Consider the following 16,862-nt stretch of genomic DNA (forward strand, 5'->3'; position numbering starts at 1 on the left):
TCCGTAGACCCGCGAGCCTCAGGACGGGCGGCCTACCGGGCGTCGTACGGCAGCCGGGCCCAGTCGCAGGCCGTGCGGTCGGACCCCTTCGAGTCCATCAGTGGCCGCTCCGCCAGGATCTCCCGGGCCCGGGCGGCCGAGCGGTTGGTCGCGTACCAGGGCTTCGACTCCTCGGCCAGGCCCCGCCCGATCAGCTGTAGCGCGCAGCTCCGCTGCGGCTCGGGGAGCCGGTCCAGGGCGGGCACCGCGTCGGCCGAGAGCCGGCGGACGTTGCGCAGGTCGATGTCCGCGCGCGGCGGATCGGTCCGCAGCACCCGCTCGTACCGGCTGACGTTCTGCTCGGCGACGATCGCGTCCGGGCCCATCAGCCCGTAGACCCCGAGGGTGAGCACCCCGCTGAGGACGACCACGCGCGGCAGCCAGCCGGTGCGGCGGGTCAGCCCGGCGGCGATCAGCAGCAGGAAGACGGCGCCCAGCCAGACCTCGACCACCAGCACCCAGAGCCGCAGCCGGGTTAGCCCGGAGGCGTCCACGTAGAACCACATCCGGCCGAGTGCCGAGGCGACCACGGCCAGGGCCAGGACGCAGAGCAGGCCGAGCAGGATCCGCGCCACCCGGTGGTCGGCGGGGGTGGTGCGCGGGGCCCAGCGCTTGGCGAAGGTCACCACGACGAGGGTCAGCACGGTGATCACGCTCAGCTGCCAGAAGCCCTGCCGGGCGTACTCGGAGCGGCTCATCCCGGTGTTGCTCAGCACGGCGTCGGCGCCGCCGAGCACCACCACGGCCTGGACCACCGCGAAGGCGCCGAACATCAGGTTGAGCGCCACCAGCGGCAGCGCCCACTCCAGCCGGCGCCGCTCCCGGCCCGGCCGGATCACCGTACGGTCCCAGCGGCGCGGGCCGGCGGCCATGTGCGCGAAGCCCAGCGCGATCACCGTCCCGAGCACGAACAGCACGCCGCGCCCCGGGAGCTGGTCGAGGTCGAGGTCCGGGCTGAGGTTGCCCAGCAGGTCCGCCATGGCGGCGTCGGCGCTGGCGAACAGCAGGCCGAAGACGGTCAGCAGGACGGCGGCGACCACGAGCGCCTTGAGCACCGGGACGATCCGGCCACGACCGGGCAGCCGCCGCCCGTCCGTGCTCTCCCAGGCCCAGACCGTCGAGGGCACCAGCTGCCAGAGGATGCCCGGCAGCGGGAACAGCACGCCCGGCCACCGGCGGCCGCCGTGCAGGGCCAGCGAGGCCAGCGCGAGCGCGCCGAGGGCGGCCAGCGCCGAGGGCCAGTCGGCGTCCCACCAGGCCGGGACCACCAGCAGTGCCAGGGCGAGCAGGCTCCACACCGCCGTCCACGGCCGGATCCGGCGGTCGGCCGCCCGGGCGGCGGTCCCGGCCCCGACGGCGGTGGTGGCACCGAGCAGCAGCAGGTTGGGCCCCAGGCCGTCGTAGAGCAGCCAGGCCGTCAGCACACCGGTGAGCAGGGCCGCCAGGAGGATTCGGGGCGTGGCCGCCGCCCGGCGCTCGGGGTCACTGCGGCGCAGCCATGCGGCGGCCGGGGGCACGGCGGCGCCGGGCGCCCGGCCCGGGCCCTTACCGCCGCCCTGCGCACCGGGGCCCGCGGGACGGCGGTAGGGATCGTACGGGTCGTACGCGTCATGCGGGTTGTGCGGCGCGGCCGGGCCGGGCGTTCCGGTCCCCTCAGCCGACTCGTTCGGCTTCGGCGACTCGTTCGGCACGGCCGACTCCGGCGACGCGTTCGAACCCGGCGAATCGGACGAGGCAGGCATGGACGGGCCTGTCATGAGTCCCCCTCAGTGGTCGGCAGGCATGCGGAAGCCACCCATCGGGCGATCCGCCGGCGGGCGCGCTCGGCGCCGCGGCCGCTGCCGACTGTAGACCATTCTGAACAGGTTCAAAAGCTGAGTCTGAACGCGTTCAGAACACCCTCACCGCCATGGACTCCCCGGCTACCCCTTCACCGACCCGGCCAGCAGCCCCCGCACGAAGTACCGCTGGAGGCTGAAGAAGACGATCAGCGGCACGATGGTCGACAGGAACGCCCCGGCCGTGAGCAGCTCCCAGCGCCCGCCCAGTGAGCCGGACAGCTGCGCCAGCCGTACCGTCATCGGCGCCACTTCCGGCGTGCCGCCCGCGAAGGTCAGCGCCACCAGCAGGTCGTTCCAGACCCACAGGAACTGGAAGATCGCGAACGAGGCCAGCGCGGGCGTGCACAGCGGCAGCACGATCGACCGGAAGATCTTGAAGTGCGAGGCGCCGTCCACCACCGCGGCCTCCATCAGGTCGCGCGGCAGCTGGGCGATGAAGTTGTGCAGCAGGAACACCGCCAGCGGCAGCGCGAACATGGTGTGCGCCAGCCAGACCGGCGCGTAGCTGCCCTTCAGGTCCACCGCCGGGATCAGCGTCAGCGAGCCCAGGTGCGCGCCGCCGGCGAACAGTCGCAGCAGCGGGATCAGCGCCATCTGGAGCGGCACCACCTGGAGCGCGAACACCGTGAAGAAGACCGCGTCGCTCCCCCGGAACCGCACCCAGGCCAGCGCGTACGCCGCCATCGCCGCCAGTGCCAGCGGGAAGACCGTCGCCGGGATGCTGATCGCCAGCGAGTTGACCAGGAAGGGCATCAGGCCGGTGGAAACGCCGGACCCGCCCTCGAACAGCACCGAGTGGTAGTTGCCGAGGCCGAGGTCCGGGTGGAGGAAGGCGTCCCACCAGCCACTGGTGCTCACGTCCCGTTTGGGCCGCAGCGAGGTCACCAGCAGGCCCAGCGTCGGGATCGTCCAGAGCACCGTCATCGCGATCACGAACACCGAGGCCAGCGGGCTGCTGAAGGCCTTCCGCACCGGCGCCGCCGACTTCACCGGCCCTGCCGGGTTCACCGGCGCCGCCGACTTCACCGGCCGCTCCCGGCCACGCGTCCCGGTCACCGGACCTCACGCTCCTTCCGCAGCTGGACGATGTTGTAGGCCACCAGCGGCAGCACCGCGAGGAAGAGCAGCACCGCGAGGGCGCTGCCCCGGCCGGAGTTGAACTGCACGAAGGACTGCGAGTACATCTCGTTGGCCAGTACCTGGGTGCCGAAGTTGCCGCCGGTCATGGTGCGGACGATGTCGAAGGCCTTCAGCGTGATGATCATGACGGTGGTCAGCACGACCATCACCGTGGCGCGGATCATCGGCACGGTGACGTACCAGAACAGCCGCACCCCGCTCGCGCCGTCCAGCCGGGCCGCCTCCACGACCTCGTCCGGGATCGCCTTGATCGCCGCCGACAGCACCACCATCGCGAAGCCGGTCTGCACCCAGACCATCACCGCCATCAGCAGGAAGGTGTTCAGCGGCTGCGAGAGCAGCCAGTTCGGCGGATCGTCCCAGCCCACCGCGACGGCGAGCTGGCTGAGCAGGCCGATCTGCGGCTGGCCCGGCCCGCGCGACTCGTAGACGAACTTGAAGATGATCGACGCGCCGACCAGCGAGATCGCCATCGGCATGAAGATCAGCGACTTGAACACCGACTGGCCGCGCATCCGGTCCACCAGCAGCGCCAGCACCAGCCCCAGCCCGGTCGCCACCAGCGGCGCGACCACCAGCCAGAGCAGCGTGTTGACCAGCACCTTCTGCACCGAGTCGGAGGTGAAGGCCCAGCCGAAGTTCTCCCCGCCGACGAACCGGGTGCCGTCGTCGTTCTGGAGGCTGAGGTAGACCGTGCGGACCAGCGGCACCACCAGGCCGACGGCCAGCAGCAGCACCGCCGGGCCGAGGAAGACCGCGACCGCCAGCGGACGGGCCAGCCGGCCCCGGGCCCGGCCGGCGACCAGGAGGACCACCAGCAGGATGCCCAGGAAGCCCGCGACGGCCCCGAAGGTGTTGCCGAACTTGACCGCCGCGTCGGTCCAGGCGCCGGCCGCGAGTCTCTCGGTGACCAGCCCGTCGGCAGCTGTCTCGACGACGGGCGAGGGAAGCGAGGACGGAGGGAGGACGGGTGAAGGGAATCCGGGTACGGACACGGCTGCGCGTCCCTTCGGTCGTGGTGGGAAGGGGGCGGGCGGTGCGGGTGGGTGGCCCCGCACCGCCCTCGACAGGTGGCCCTGTGACACGCCGGAAGCGGCCCGGCGCGGCGCCTGGTTCGGCCCGGCGCCTCGGAAGCGGCCCGGCGCGTCGGCTACTGCGGCCAGGCGGCGTCGATGTCGGCGGCGGTCTTCTGGATCGACTGCCCCTCGGCGAACCAGGCGGTCAGCGACTTCCACTCCTGCCCGGCGCCCACGGCGGCAGGCATCAGGTCGGAGCCGTCGAAGCGGAAGGTCGCCGCCGGGTCGGTCAGTGCCTCGGCCGACAGCTTGTCGATCGGGTCGGTGTAGAGGCTCTTGTCCACGCCCTGGTTGGCCGAGACCCAGCCGCTCGCGGTCTTCACCCGGCTGCTCGCCCAGTCCGAGCTGGACAGGTAGTTCTGCACCGCCTGCACCTCGGGCCGGCTGGAGAAGGCCGCCAGGAACTCGCCGCCGCCCTCGACCGGATTGGCGATCGACGGGTTGACCGCGGGCAGGCGGAAGGCGAAGACGTCCCCGTCCGGGCCGACCTTGGTGCCCTTGGGCCACTGCGCCTCGTAGAACGAGGCCTGCTGGAGCAGCTGGCACTTGCCGCTCAGGATCGGTGTGCCCGCCTCCTGGAAGGTGGTGGTGGCGATGGACTTCACGTCGCCGAAGCCCGCGTTGACCCAGGCCGGGTTCTGCATCCAGTCGGCGACCGTCTTCATCGCGGTGGTGATCCTCTGGTCGGAGAACTTCACCTGGTGGCCGACCCACTGGTCGTACAGCTCGCCGCCGTACGAGCCCAGCACCACCTCCTCCAGCCAGTCGGTGGCCGGCCAGCCGGTGGCCGTCCCGGAGGCGATGCCGCCGCACCACGGCTTGGCGCCGCCCGCCTTGGCGATCCTGTCGCTGAGCGCCATCAGGTCGGCCCAGGTCTTGGGCACCTCGTAGCCGGCCTCCTTGAAGGCCTTCGGCGAGTACCAGACCAGGGACTTCATGTTGGCGCTCATCGGGGCCGCGTAGAAGGTGCCGTTGACCGAGCCGTAGGTCTTCCAGATCGGGCTCCACCGGTCCTGGTTGGTGACGGTCTGGGCGGGCGGCTTCACCACCTTGCCGCTCTTCACCATCTGCGCCAGCAGGCCCGGCTGCGGGATGATCGCGAAGTCCGGGGCGTTGCCGCCGGAGACCCGGACCGGCAGTTGGGACTCGAAGTCGTTCGACCCCTCGTAGCTGATCCTGATCCCGGTGCACTTGGTGAACTCGGCCCAGGACTTCTCCAGATTGTCCGACTCCGGGTTCAGGATCGAGGCGAACATCGTCACGGTGGTGCCGGAATGTCCGGCGTACGGCTGGTACTTGGCGCAGTCACCGGACAGCGACGCGGCCGATCCGCCTCCGCCGCCGCCCGATCCGCCGGAGCTGTTGGAGCAGGCCGCGGTCAGGGCCAGCGCCGCCACCAGGGCGGGCACGGCGGCCAGACGGCGGCGGGAACTCTGACGCGGCGCGGTCGGGTTGAGGGTCAATGCGGTTCTCCTCGCCAAGGCATGCTGCCGACGTTGGGCTGAACGACATTGCGCTGTACCGGAGATGGGCCTGTGGGGATCGCGGACGGGATCACGGACGAACGGCGGCCGGACTGATCGAAGACGTTAACGCAGCCGCCGCCCCTCGCCAAGGTCCACGTTCGACCTTCACAAGCCGGTGTCCCGACCGTGACCCGCGACCAGGCACTTCCCGGAACGCCGTCACCAGAAGTCGAAGGCCCCGACCGGAAACCCGGCCGGGGCCCGATGATCCGACGTGACGTCAGAAGAGTCGGATCGGCAGCTCCAGCAGACTGTTCACCACCAGCGAGGGGCTCGGCCGCAGCTCGCCGTCCGGCACCGCGAGCGACAGCCCCGGGAAGCGCTCGAACAGCGCGGGCAGCGCGATCCCCGCCTCCAGTCGGGCCAGCGGCGAGCCCGGGCAGACGTGCGGGCCGTGGCCGAAGGACAGGTGGCGGGTCGGGTCCCGGGTGATGTCGAAGACCTCGGCAGTCACCCCGTGCTGGAGCGGGTCGCGGCCGATCGCGTTGTACGAGACCAGCACCGCCTCGCCGGCCGGGATCACCACCTCGCCGACCGGGACGGGCTCCGCGGTGAAGCGGAACAGAAAGTTGCTGGTCGGCGGCGTCCAGCGGAGCGACTCCTCCACCACCGCGTCCCAGGACACCTGGCCCGAGCGCACCAGCTCCAGCTGGTCCGGGTGGGCCAGCAGGGCCCGCACCGCGTTGCCGATCAGGTTCACCGTGGTCTCGTGGCCGGCCGCGATGATCACCCGCAGGGTGGCCGCCGCCTCCGCGTCGGTCAGCGCCCCGCCCTCGGTGTCGGCCGCCAGCAGCACGCTCGCCAGGTCCTCGCCCGGCGCCGAACGGCGTTGCGCCACCAGGCCGTTGACGAAGGCGTTCAGTCCGGCGACGGTCGCCTGGATGCCCTCCGGGTTCGGCTTGATGCCGAAGAACCGCTCGTACAGGTCGCGCAGCAGGCCGTGGTCCGACTCCGGCACGCCCAGCAGCGAGCAGATCACCGTCATCGGCAGCGGGAAGGCGAAGGCGGTCTTGAGGTCGACCACCGGCTCGCCCGCCGCGAGGCCGTCCAGCAGCGCGTGGGTGATCTCCTCGACGCGCGGGCGCATCAGCTCCACCCGGCGCGAGGTGAAGGCCTGCGCGACCAGTGCCCGCAGCCGGCGGTGCTCGGCGCCGTCGGTGGTCACCATGCTCGGGCCGGGCACCGCCAGGCCGATCAGCGGCCAGGTCCTCGGCACCTCGCCGCGCTGGTAGGCCGCCCAGTGCGCGGCGTCCTTCACCAGCCGGGCGTCCGTCAACAGGTCGCGCGCGGCCGCGTGCCGGGTCACCGCCCAGGCGGCGACCCCGCCGGGCAGCTCGACCGGCACCACCGGGCCGGCGGCCCGCAGCAGCGCGCCCTCGGCCGCGTTGTCGCGGGCCAGCGGGTCGAGGACGATTCGGGCCGGGGCAGCGGTCATCGACAACTCTCTTTCGAACGACGGGCGTTGGTGGATCGGGCCGGGCGCCGGCCGATCGGTCGAGTACCGGTGGATCGGGCCGGGCGCCGACCGGTCAGGCCGGGTGGCCCGGGGTGAACGAGACCGGCAGCGCCACCAGCCCCCGCACCCAGGCCGACGGCCGCCACACCAGCGCGTGCTCGGCCACCGCCAGCCGCAGGTCCGGCAGCCGGTCGAGCAGCACCTCGATCGCGGTGGTGGCGATCACCTCGGCCGCCTCCTGGGCCGGGAACGGGCAGCCGTGCTCGCCGTACGAGTAGCTCATGTGCGCCCGGTTCCCCTCCGCCGGCCGGCCGTCCGCCTGCCGGACCGCCGGGTCGGCGTTGGCCCCGGCGAAACCGAGCAGCACCAGGTCGCCCTCGCCGATCCGCTGGCCGCCCAGCTGGGTGTCGCGGACCGCCCAGCGGCCGGCGAAGATCTGGGTCGGGGTGTCCTCCCAGAGCGCCTCGTTCAGCGCCTGGCTGATGCTGCGCCGGCCGCCGGCCAGCGAGGCGGCGAACCGCTCGTCGGTGAGCATCAGCCGCAGCGCGTTGGAGATCCAGTACGAGCTCGGCTGGTGGCCGGCGATCAGCAGCACCCGCAGGTCGCGCATCACCTCGTCGTGGGTCAGCCCGGCCGGGTGCGCCAGCATCCGCGAGGCGACGTCGGCGCCCGGGTACTCGGCCTTCTCCTCGACCAGCGCGAGCATCAGCTCCAGCAGCCGCTGGGCGCCGGCCGGCGCGTCCGGACCGCCGTCCAGCATCGCCAGCAGCGCCGCGATCAGCTGCGGCGCCTGCTCCTCGTCCAGGCCGAGCACCCGGCAGAGCACCAGCAGCGGCATCCGGTGCGCGTACTCGGCGACCAGGTCGGCCTCGCCGCGCCCGGCGAACTCGTCGATCAGCCGGTCGGCGATCTCCTCGGCGTGCTTGCGCAGCTCGTACGGGTCGATCCCGGCCAGCGCGTCGGTGACCGCGCGCGAGCGCCGTACGTGCTCCTCGCCCTCGGCGTAGAGGACCGAGGGGACGGGCGCCATCATCGGCTTCAGCGGCCAGTCCGCGGGCAGCGTCGCCCAGGCGTGCCAACGGCTGGAGTCGCGGCCGAACAGCTGCGGCTGGCCGGTCACCTGCTGGAGCTCGCGGTAGCCGATGACCAGCCAGGCGGGCACGCCGCCGGCCAGCTCGACGGGGGCGACCGGGCCGTGCGCGGCGCGCAGCTCGCGGTAGAGCTGGGACGGGTCGGTCTGGAAGCGCGGCCCGTACAGCGGCGTGGCGCCGGCGTGCGCCGGGCAGCCCGGGGGCGGGGTGGCGGCGGGCTCGGTCACGGGGTGCTCTCCTCGTAGATCGCGGTGCGGGCCGGGGCGGGCTCCTCGGCCGGGGTGGGCCCTCCGGCCAGGACACCGCCGTCAGCCGGGACGAGCCCGCCGGTCGGGACGCCCCCGTCGGCCGGGACGGGCCCGTCGCTCAGGGCGGCCTCGTCGGCCCCGGCCAGGGCGGCCAGGTGGTGGACCAGGGCGATCAGCACCCGCTTGCCGGACTCCCGGTCGCGCGCGTCGCAGTCCACCAGCGGCACCTCGGCCGGCAGGTCCAGCGCCTCGCGGACCTGCTCCAGGGTGTGGCTGGGCTCGCCGAAGTTGTTGCGGGCCACGATGAACGGCGTGCCGTGGTGCTCCAGCCGGTCGATCGCGTACCAGGACTCCTCCAGCCGCCGGGTGTCCACCAGGACGACCGCGCCCAGGGCGCCGCTGAACAGCCGGTCCCAGAGGAACCAGAAGCGCTCCTGCCCGGGCGCGCCGAACAGGTACAGCACCTGGCGCGCGGAGAGGGTGATCCGGCCGAAGTCGAAGGCGACCGTGGTGGAGCGCTTGCCCCAGGTGCCGGCCGGGTCGATGCCCTCGCCCGCCTTGGTCATCACCTCTTCGGTGTTCAGCGGGCGGATCTCGCTGACCGAGCCGACCAGGGTGGTCTTGCCCACGCCGAAGCCGCCGACGACAACGATCTTCAGCGCGTTGTCGGCGGTCGCCCGCAGCGGGGTGCGCGCACCGGCGGGCCGGAGGTCAGAGCTGTCGGAGGCCATGCAGCACCTGCTTCAGCGTGTCGAGGTCGGGCAGCCTGGCCTTGTTCGGCGCGAACCGGGGGTGGCGGGCGGTGACCGCCCCGGACTCCAGCAGGTCTCCGAGCAGGATCTTCACCACCGAGACGGGCAGCGCCAGCTCCGCCGCCACCTCCACGACGGCGGTCGGGGCCTCGCACATCCGCAGGATCCGGGCGTGCTCCGACTGCATCCCGGGCGCCGGCTGCCGCTCGGCGACGATCAGGGTGACCAGGTCGAAGGCGTTCTCCGGAGCACGGCTGCGGCCCCGGGTGATGGTGTAGAGGCGGTCCGGGTCGTCGTCCCGGCCCGGCACCGGCGGCGTCCCGCTCATATGGTCGCGCTCTCTTGAGCGGCCTCGCCTTCCGCGCCCCGGGCGGGCGCGCTGAGGTGGACCCCGATCTGCTCGATCAGGCCGTGCATGTTGTGGCCGACCACGCCGACGTCCGCGTCGTCGTCCGTGACGACCGCCAGGTGCGCGCCCTCGCCGGCCGCCACGATGCACAGGATGCCGCCGTGGAACTCGGTCATCGACTGCCGCACGCCGCCGCTGCCGTCGCCGAACTCGATGGAGGCGCCGTGCGCCAGGCTCTGGAGGCCGGAGGCGATGGCGGCCAGCTGGTCGGCCTGGTCGGTGCTCAGTCCGGCGGTGTGGCAGAGCTTGAGGCCGTCGGCGGAGAGAACCAGGGCGTGCCGGGCGCCGGGGGTCGCCGCCAGCAGGTTCTCCAACAGCCAGTCGAGGTCACGGTCGGTGGCACTGCTCATCAGGTGTCCTTCTCGGTGACGGGGGAAGCGTCGGGCATGGTGTCGGTTTCCGCGGCCGGCGCCCCGGCGGGGTCCGTGGTCCGTACCCCGGTGGGGTCCGCGGTCGGCGCCGCGACGGGGTTCGTGGCCGTCGCCCCGGTGGGGGACTGCTCGGCCGCCGCGGGGAGGGCTGCGGCCCGGCGGAACGCGCCGAACCGGGCGGCCGCGCCCGCCGCGTCGCCACGGACGGGCTTCGCGGTCCGGTCCGTCGCGGGGGTGGTGGTGGTCAGCGTCTGCCCCCGGCGGCGCTGCGGCAGGCCGCTGTCGGTCATCCGGGCGGGCGCGGACGGCAGCGCGGGCGCGGTCGGCGTTCCGGCGGCGGTCCGCTGCCCCTCGGAGGTCCGCTGCCCGACGGGGGTCCGCGGCGCGGCGAGCGCCGGAGGCAGCGAGGCGGGCGCGGGGCGCGCCGAGGTGAGCGCGGGGCGCGTGGTCTCCGGCGGCGGCGCCTGCGCCGGGACGGACGCCTGGACGGGCGCCGAGGTGGCGGCCGGTGCGTGCGTGACCAGCTGCTGCGGGATCAGCATCACCACTCCGGTGCCGCCGCGCGCCGACGGCCGGAAGGAGATCTGCAGCCCGTGCTTGCGCGCCAGCACGCCGACCACCGCCAGCCCCAGCCGGGTACCGGCGGAGAGCGTGGTGAGGTCCAGCGGCTCGGCGCAGACGGCCCGCTCGGCCCGGCGCAGCCAGCTCTCGCTCAGGCCCAGCCCGCTGTCCTCGACGGTGACCGCCAGGCCGGCGGACACCTCCTCGACGTAGACGTGCACCTCGGCCGGCGGGGCGGAGAAGTTGGTGGCGTTGTCCAGCAGTTCGGCCAGCGCGTGCATCACGCCCTCGGCCGCGTACCCGGCGACTGCGGCGGTGCTGGCGTTGTGCAGCCGCACCCGCTGGTAGGCGCCGATCCGGCCGAGCGCGCCGCGCAGCACCGACTCCACCGCGATCGGCTTGGCCCAGCGGCGGCCCGAGCGGGCGCCGGTGAGCACCGCGATGCTGTCGGCCATCCGGCCCGCCTGGGCGGTCGAGTGGTCCAGGCTCAGCAGGTCGCCGAGGACCTCCTCGTCGTGCCGGTGCTGCATCTCGCGCAGTTCGGCGTGCATGCTCGTGGCCAGCGCCTGGACCCGGCCGGCGGCGGTCGCGCAGACCGCGAGCGCGGCGGCCCGCAGCCGCTCGCCGCGGCCGATCTCCTCGCCGACCGCGCGCAGCAGCGCGTACTGGGGGTGCTTGCGGTGGGCGGCCAGCGCACTGTCCACGGCCGCGCCGGCCCGCAGCTTCGTCACCAGCTCGGGCAGCACTTCCTCGGTGATCCCGGCCAGCTCGGCGCGCTCGGCCTCGGCCCGGGCCCGTTCGGTCTCCGCCCCGGCCCGCTCGGCGTCGAGTTCGGCCCGCAGCCGGGCCAGTTCGGCGTGCGCGGCGGTGACGTCCGCCTCGGCGCGGGCCCGCTCGGCGCGGGCGGCGTCCCGCTCGGCGAGCGCGGCGGCGGCGCGGTCGGCGGCGGCCGTCTCGGCCTGCCGGGCCGTGCCCGCGGCGACCAGCGCGGCCCGGGTCTCCTCGTGCTGCGCGGCCAGGTCCTCGGTCAGTACACGGGTGCGCTCGACGCCGGTCGCCGCGAGGCCGACGGCGATCAGCCAGAGCACCGTGACGGCGGCCACCGCGAGGGCGGTGAGCGGCTGGTGCGCGCCGAACGCCCGGACGATGCCGACCGGCGCGGCGACCAGCGCCAGCAGCACGGCCGCCGCGGTCAGGGCGACGGTGCGCGGCGCGGGCCGTCGGCGCGGTCGGCCGTCGGGGCTGGTGGCTTCTCTCATCGGTGCGGTCCTCGGCAACGTCGGCGGGCGGCGGCGCGGGCGGCGGGTCGGCGACGGTTGCGGCCGCCGACAGCTGGTCGGGCGCATACCAGACCGCCCGGCGACGTGACGAAACGTCTCCGGGCGTCTGATCGGTTCACGCTTTCGGCCGATCATATCGATTCAGACATAGGCCTCAAGCGGCCAGTTGACGGCCAATCTCCTGCTTTCACTCCACCCACACCACTCGGCGCCGCCGACGACACCCCACCGCGGGCCCGACGAGCGCCGGGGCTCAGGCCAGTTCCGCCTCCACCGCCCGCCGTACGGCCTGGAAGTCCAGCCCGTGGTCGGCGATCACCCGCGCCCCGAGGCCCTCCCCCTCACGGAGCAGCCCGAGCAGCAGGTGGCCCACCGCGATCTCCCCCGACTTCAGCCGCAGCGACTCGCGCAGGGACAGCTCCAGCACCTTCTTCGCCCGGGCGTCGAACGGGGTGCGCCCGCCCGTGCCGCCGCCGGAGCGGAACCAGCCCCGGCGCTTCGGCTCCTCCTCGGGCCGGGCGTCCAGCGCGCCCTCGCCGAAGACCGACTCGACCGCCTCCCGCACCGCGTCCAGGTCGACCCCGATCGAGGCCAGCGCCTGGGTCTGGTCCCCCTCCCCCGACAGGCGCCGCACCGCCTGCCGCGCCGCCTCCCGGTCGAGCCCGGCCCCGGTCAGCACGGCGGCGGCCGGGTCGTCCGTCCGGCCCAGGACGGCGAGCAGCAGGTGCTCCGTCCCGACGTAGCCGTGCCGCAGCTCCCTCGCCTCCTGCTGGGCCGCGACCACCACCTGCCGCGCCGCATGGGTGAAACGCTCGAACATCCTCAGCCTCCGTCCTGGTCGCCGCGGGTACCGCGCTTCGCGTACTTCTTGTGGACCGCCTGCCTGGTCACCCCGAGGCAGACCGCGATGTCCTGCCAGGACCAGCCCTGCGACCGGGCGTTGCCCACCTGCAGGGACTCCAGGCGATCGGCCAGATCGCGCAGGGCGCGGACCGCCCGGAGCCCCACGGCGGGGTCACGACTGCTCGCGGCGGCCGCGAGTTCTCCGCTCTCGCTCATGACGTCAACTCTGGTTGACACCCCCGGGAATGTCAACCCTGGTTGACAGTCGCGGGGCTCACCCGAACCGCCGCTCCAAAGCCTCCTCGAAGGTCCCCGTGCCGACCGCCCGCTCCGGCGTCAGGTTCCCGCCCGCCCGCAGCCCCCGGCCGACCGCCCCCGGCAGCCGCAGCGGCAGCAGCACCCGCCGCCTGCCCGCCGCCCGCAGGTACGCCTCGGCCAGTTCCCGGTACGTCCACACCCGCGGGCCGCCCACCTCCGGCGCGAACCCGGCCGGCTCCTCCCCCACCAGGTCCGCGACCACCGCCGCCACCTCCCGGACGTCCACCGGCTGGAACCGCGCCCCGCCGAACACCGGGACCACCGGCAGCTTCACCGAGGCGTCGAAGACCTTCAGCACCAGGTCGTGGAACTGCGTCGCCCGCAGCACCGTCCAGCCCAGCCCCGACTCCCGCACCACCCGCTCACAGGCGAGCTTCGTCCGGTAGTACGCGAGCGGCACCCGGTCGATCCCGACGATCGACACGTACACCAGGTGCCGGACCCCCGCCTCCCGCGCCCGCGCCACCAGCGTCCGCACCGCCGCCACGTCCGCCTTCCGCTGCGTGGTCGCGCAGTCCAGCACCACCTCGACCCCGGCCATCGCCTCCGCGATCCCGGCCCCGCTCACCAGGTCCCCGACCACCCACTCGACCCCGTCACCCCCGTCCCGCGCCCGCCGGCTCAACCCCCGCACCGCGACCCCCCGCGCCGCCAGCAGCCGCACCACCTCCCGCCCGAGCGTCCCCGTCGCCCCGGTCACCAGCACCGTCCCCGTCACCGCACCACTCCTTCTCGGAAGAACCCGTCATCCCCTACGGACCGGACGCCACCCCCGGACGTGACATCGGCAGCCCCGGGAACACGAAGAAGCGGGGCGAGGACCGGGAAGGTCCTCGCCCCGCTTCAGGAGGCCACCTCGGGAGGTCACCTCAGGCGGTCACCTCGGGAGGCCACCGCCGGGGTCGGGCGTGGTCAGCTGCAGCCGCTGGTGGAGCCGCAGCCCTCGCAGAGGTAGCAGCTGCCGGCGCGGCGCATCTTGGTGCCGCAGGAGAAGCAGAGCGGGGCGTCGGCGTTGAGGCCGAGCTGGATCTCCATCAGCTCCGTGGAGTTGTGGGCCTGCTTCGCGGCCGGCTTGGGCGCCTCCACGGCCGGGGCCGGCTGGACGGGCTTGGCCGCGACGGGGGCGGACTGGGCGAGCGACTCGGTGTCCACCAGCTCCTCCTCGGCCTCCAGCGGCTCGTACGAGCCCGTCTCCAGGTGGCGCTGGCGCTCCTCGACGGAGTGGATGCCGAGCGCCGAGCGGGTCTCGAACGGCAGGAAGTCGAGCGCCAGGCGGCGGAAGATGTAGTCGACGATCGACTGCGCCATCCGCACGTCCGGGTCGTCGGTCAGGCCGGCCGGCTCGAAGCGCATGTTGGTGAACTTCGAGACGTACGTCTCCAGCGGCACGCCGTACTGGAGGCCGACGGAGACGGCGATGGAGAAGGCGTCCATCATGCCCGCGAGGGTCGAGCCCTGCTTGGACATCTTCAGGAAGACCTCGCCCAGACCGTCGTCCGGGTAGGAGTTGGCGGTCATGTAGCCCTCGGCGCCACCGACCGTGAAGGAGGTGGTGATGCCCGGACGGCCCTTGGGCAGCCGCTTGCGGACCGGGCGGTACTCGACGACCTTCTCGACCGCGGCGGCCGGGGCCTCCTCGGCCTTGGCGGTCTCGGAGTCCTTCTTCTTGGCCGAGAGCGGCTGGCCGACCTTCGAGTTCTCGCGGTAGATGGCGAGCGCCTTGACGCCCATCTTCCACGCCTCGAAGTAGATCTCCTCGACGTCCTCGACGGTCGCGGCGGCCGGCATGTTCACGGTCTTGGAGATGGCGCCGGAGATCCAGGGCTGGATCGCGGCCATCATCCGCACGTGCCCCATCGGGGAGATGGAGCGCTCGCCCATCGCGCAGTCGAACACCTCGTAGTGCTCGGGCTTCAGGCCGGGGGCGTCCACCACGTTGCCGTGCTCGGCGATGTGGGCGACGACCGCCTCGATCTGCTCGTCCTGGTAGCCGAGGCGCTTGAGGGCGCGCGGGACGGTGCCGTTGACGATCTGCATCGAGCCGCCGCCGACCAGCTTCTTGAACTTGACCAGGGCCAGGTCGGGCTCGACGCCGGTGGTGTCGCAGTCCATCATCAGGCCGATGGTGCCGGTCGGGGCCAGCACCGAGGCCTGGGCGTTGCGGAAGCCGTTCTGCGCGCCGATGCGCAGCACGTCCTGCCAGGTCCTGTTGGCGGCCTGCCAGACCGGGGAGTCCAGGTCGTCGACCGAGACGGCGTCCAGCGAGGCGTCCGAGTGCTGCTTCATGACCTGCCGGTGGGCGGTCGCGTTGCGGGCGTAGCCGTCGTACGGGCCGACCACACCGGCGAGTTCGGCGCCGCGGCGGTAGGCGGTGCCGGTCATCAGCGAGGTGATGGCGCCGGCCAGGGCGCGGCCGCCCTCGCTGTCGTAGGCGTGGCCGGTGGCCATCAGCAGGGCGCCGAGGTTGGCGTAGCCGATGCCGAGCTGGCGGTAGGCGCGGGTGGTCTCGCCGATCTTCTCGGTGGGGAAGTCCGCGAAGCAGATGGAGATGTCCATCGCGGTGATGACCAGCTCGACGACCTTGGCGAAGGTGGCGGCGTCGAACGAGTCGTCGTCGCGCAGGAACTTCATCAGGTTCAGCGAGGCCAGGTTGCAGCTGGAGTTGTCCAGGTGCATGTACTCGGAGCAGGGGTTGGACGCGTTGATGCGGCCGGACTCCGGGCAGGTGTGCCAGTGGTTGATCGTGGTGTCGTACTGGATCCCGGGGTCGGCGCAGGCCCAGGCGGCCTCGGCCATCTTGCGGAACAGCTTCTTCGCGTCGACGGTCTCGATGACCTCGCCGGTCATCCGGGCGCGCAGGCCGAATTCGGTGCCGTTCTCGACGGCGGTCATGAATTCGTCGTTGACGCGGACCGAGTTGTTGGCGTTCTGGTACTGGACGGAGGCGATGTCGTCCCCGCCGAGGTCCATGTCGAAGCCCGCGTCGCGCAGGGCGCGGATCTTCTCCTCCTCCTTCACCTTGGTCTCGATGAAGGCCTCGACGTCCGGGTGGTCCACGTCGAGCACGACCATCTTGGCCGCGCGGCGGGTGGCGCCACCGGACTTGATGGTGCCGGCCGAGGCGTCGGCGCCGCGCATGAAGGAGACCGGCCCGGAGGCGTTGCCGCCGGAGGAGAGCAGCTCCTTGGAGGAGCGGATCCGGGAGAGGTTGAGGCCGGCGCCGGAGCCGCCCTTGAAGATCATGCCCTCTTCCTTGTACCAGTCGAGGATCGACTCCATGGAGTCGTCGACGGACAGGATGAAGCAGGCGCTGACCTGCTGGGGCTGCTTGGTGCCGACGTTGAACCAGACCGGCGAGTTGAAGCTGAACACCTGGTGGAGGAGGGCGTGGGTCAGCTCGTGCTCGAAGATCTCGGCGTCGTCCTGGCCGGCGAAGTAGCCGTGCTTCTCGCCGGCGGCGCGGTAGGTGAGCACCACGCGGTCGATGATCTGCTTCAGGCTCCACTCGCGCTGCGGGGTGCCGACGGCGCCGCGGAAGTACTTGGACGTGACGATGTTGACGGCGTTGACCGACCAGAAGTCGGGGAACTCGACGCCGCGCTGCTCGAAGTTGATCGAGCCGTCACGCCAGTTGGTCATGACGACGTCGCGCCGCTCCCAGCGGACCTCGTCGTACGGGTGCACGCCAGGAGTGGTGTAGATGCGCTCCATCCGGAGACCGCCCTTCGGGGCCTTGGTGCCCTTGGCCCCGGCCTTCTCGGACTTCGACCCGCGTGCGGAACCGCTCGTGGTGTCTGTCACTTCTCGCTCCTCCTCCTGGGCAAACGCCCGAAGTGCCCCGAAAAGTCCGGGCACTGCTGGTTCGTTCTTCCGGTGTGCGGGCAGGCGGAGACCTCGCCTGCTCACGCACG

14 protein-coding genes are annotated in these 16,862 nt (G+C 73.0%); all 14 read right to left on the minus strand.

What is annotated here, in order from left to right:
- Positions 1-32: 32 nt before the first annotated feature.
- A complete protein-coding gene (locus ACZ7RU_RS33450) occupies positions 33-1,730 on the minus strand; it encodes a DUF4153 domain-containing protein (protein WP_470344741.1) in 1,698 nt (565 codons plus the stop codon).
- A 231-nt stretch (positions 1,731-1,961) separates the two neighbouring features.
- The gene (locus tag ACZ7RU_RS33455; RefSeq protein WP_470344742.1) at positions 1,962-2,936 is read right to left on the minus strand and encodes a carbohydrate ABC transporter permease; all 975 of its coding nucleotides are present in this window, start codon (positions 2,934-2,936) and stop codon (positions 1,962-1,964) included.
- Positions 2,933-4,015: a carbohydrate ABC transporter permease gene (locus ACZ7RU_RS33460; RefSeq protein ID WP_470344743.1), complete on the minus strand. Its 1,083-nt coding sequence runs from the start codon at positions 4,013-4,015 to the stop codon at positions 2,933-2,935. Before ACZ7RU_RS33460 ends, ACZ7RU_RS33455 begins: the two co-directional genes overlap by 4 nt.
- 155 nt (positions 4,016-4,170) lie before the next feature.
- Positions 4,171-5,559: an ABC transporter substrate-binding protein gene (locus ACZ7RU_RS33465; protein ID WP_470344744.1), complete on the minus strand. Its 1,389-nt coding sequence runs from the start codon at positions 5,557-5,559 to the stop codon at positions 4,171-4,173.
- Between the two features lie 283 nt (positions 5,560-5,842).
- Positions 5,843-7,057, minus strand: coding sequence for a cytochrome P450 family protein (locus ACZ7RU_RS33470; protein ID WP_470344745.1), 1,215 nt, complete (start codon positions 7,055-7,057; stop codon positions 5,843-5,845).
- 94 nt (positions 7,058-7,151) lie between these two features.
- Positions 7,152-8,396 carry a cytochrome P450 gene (locus tag ACZ7RU_RS33475; RefSeq protein ID WP_470344746.1) on the minus strand — a complete coding sequence of 415 codons (1,245 nt, stop codon included), beginning with the start codon at positions 8,394-8,396 and terminating at the stop codon, positions 7,152-7,154.
- Complete coding sequence (locus tag ACZ7RU_RS33480) at positions 8,393-9,148, minus strand: GTP-binding protein (RefSeq protein WP_470344747.1); 756 nt, start codon at positions 9,146-9,148, stop codon at positions 8,393-8,395. The genes ACZ7RU_RS33475 and ACZ7RU_RS33480 overlap by 4 nt, the downstream gene beginning before the upstream one ends.
- Positions 9,129-9,497, minus strand: coding sequence for a DUF742 domain-containing protein (locus tag ACZ7RU_RS33485; protein WP_470344748.1), 369 nt, complete (start codon positions 9,495-9,497; stop codon positions 9,129-9,131). Before ACZ7RU_RS33485 ends, ACZ7RU_RS33480 begins: the two co-directional genes overlap by 20 nt.
- The gene (locus ACZ7RU_RS33490; protein ID WP_470344749.1) at positions 9,494-9,928 is read right to left on the minus strand and encodes a roadblock/LC7 domain-containing protein; all 435 of its coding nucleotides are present in this window, start codon (positions 9,926-9,928) and stop codon (positions 9,494-9,496) included. The genes ACZ7RU_RS33485 and ACZ7RU_RS33490 overlap by 4 nt, the downstream gene beginning before the upstream one ends.
- Positions 9,928-11,769: a sensor histidine kinase gene (locus ACZ7RU_RS33495; RefSeq protein WP_470344750.1), complete on the minus strand. Its 1,842-nt coding sequence runs from the start codon at positions 11,767-11,769 to the stop codon at positions 9,928-9,930. Before ACZ7RU_RS33495 ends, ACZ7RU_RS33490 begins: the two co-directional genes overlap by 1 nt.
- 274 nt (positions 11,770-12,043) lie before the next feature.
- The gene (locus tag ACZ7RU_RS33500; protein ID WP_470344751.1) at positions 12,044-12,610 is read right to left on the minus strand and encodes a Clp protease N-terminal domain-containing protein; all 567 of its coding nucleotides are present in this window, start codon (positions 12,608-12,610) and stop codon (positions 12,044-12,046) included.
- A 2-nt stretch (positions 12,611-12,612) separates the two neighbouring features.
- Positions 12,613-12,849: an RNA polymerase subunit sigma-70 gene (locus tag ACZ7RU_RS33505; RefSeq protein WP_387759491.1), complete on the minus strand. Its 237-nt coding sequence runs from the start codon at positions 12,847-12,849 to the stop codon at positions 12,613-12,615.
- Positions 12,850-12,907: 58 nt separating this feature from the next.
- Positions 12,908-13,669, minus strand: coding sequence for an SDR family oxidoreductase (locus ACZ7RU_RS33510; RefSeq protein ID WP_470344752.1), 762 nt, complete (start codon positions 13,667-13,669; stop codon positions 12,908-12,910).
- Between the two features lie 194 nt (positions 13,670-13,863).
- Positions 13,864-16,752, minus strand: a complete 2,889-nt coding sequence (locus tag ACZ7RU_RS33515) for a vitamin B12-dependent ribonucleotide reductase (protein ID WP_470344753.1) — start codon at positions 16,750-16,752, stop codon at positions 13,864-13,866.
- Positions 16,753-16,862 lie beyond the last annotated feature (110 nt).

The sequence above is a fragment of the Kitasatospora sp. NPDC114501 genome, assembly GCF_055633695.1.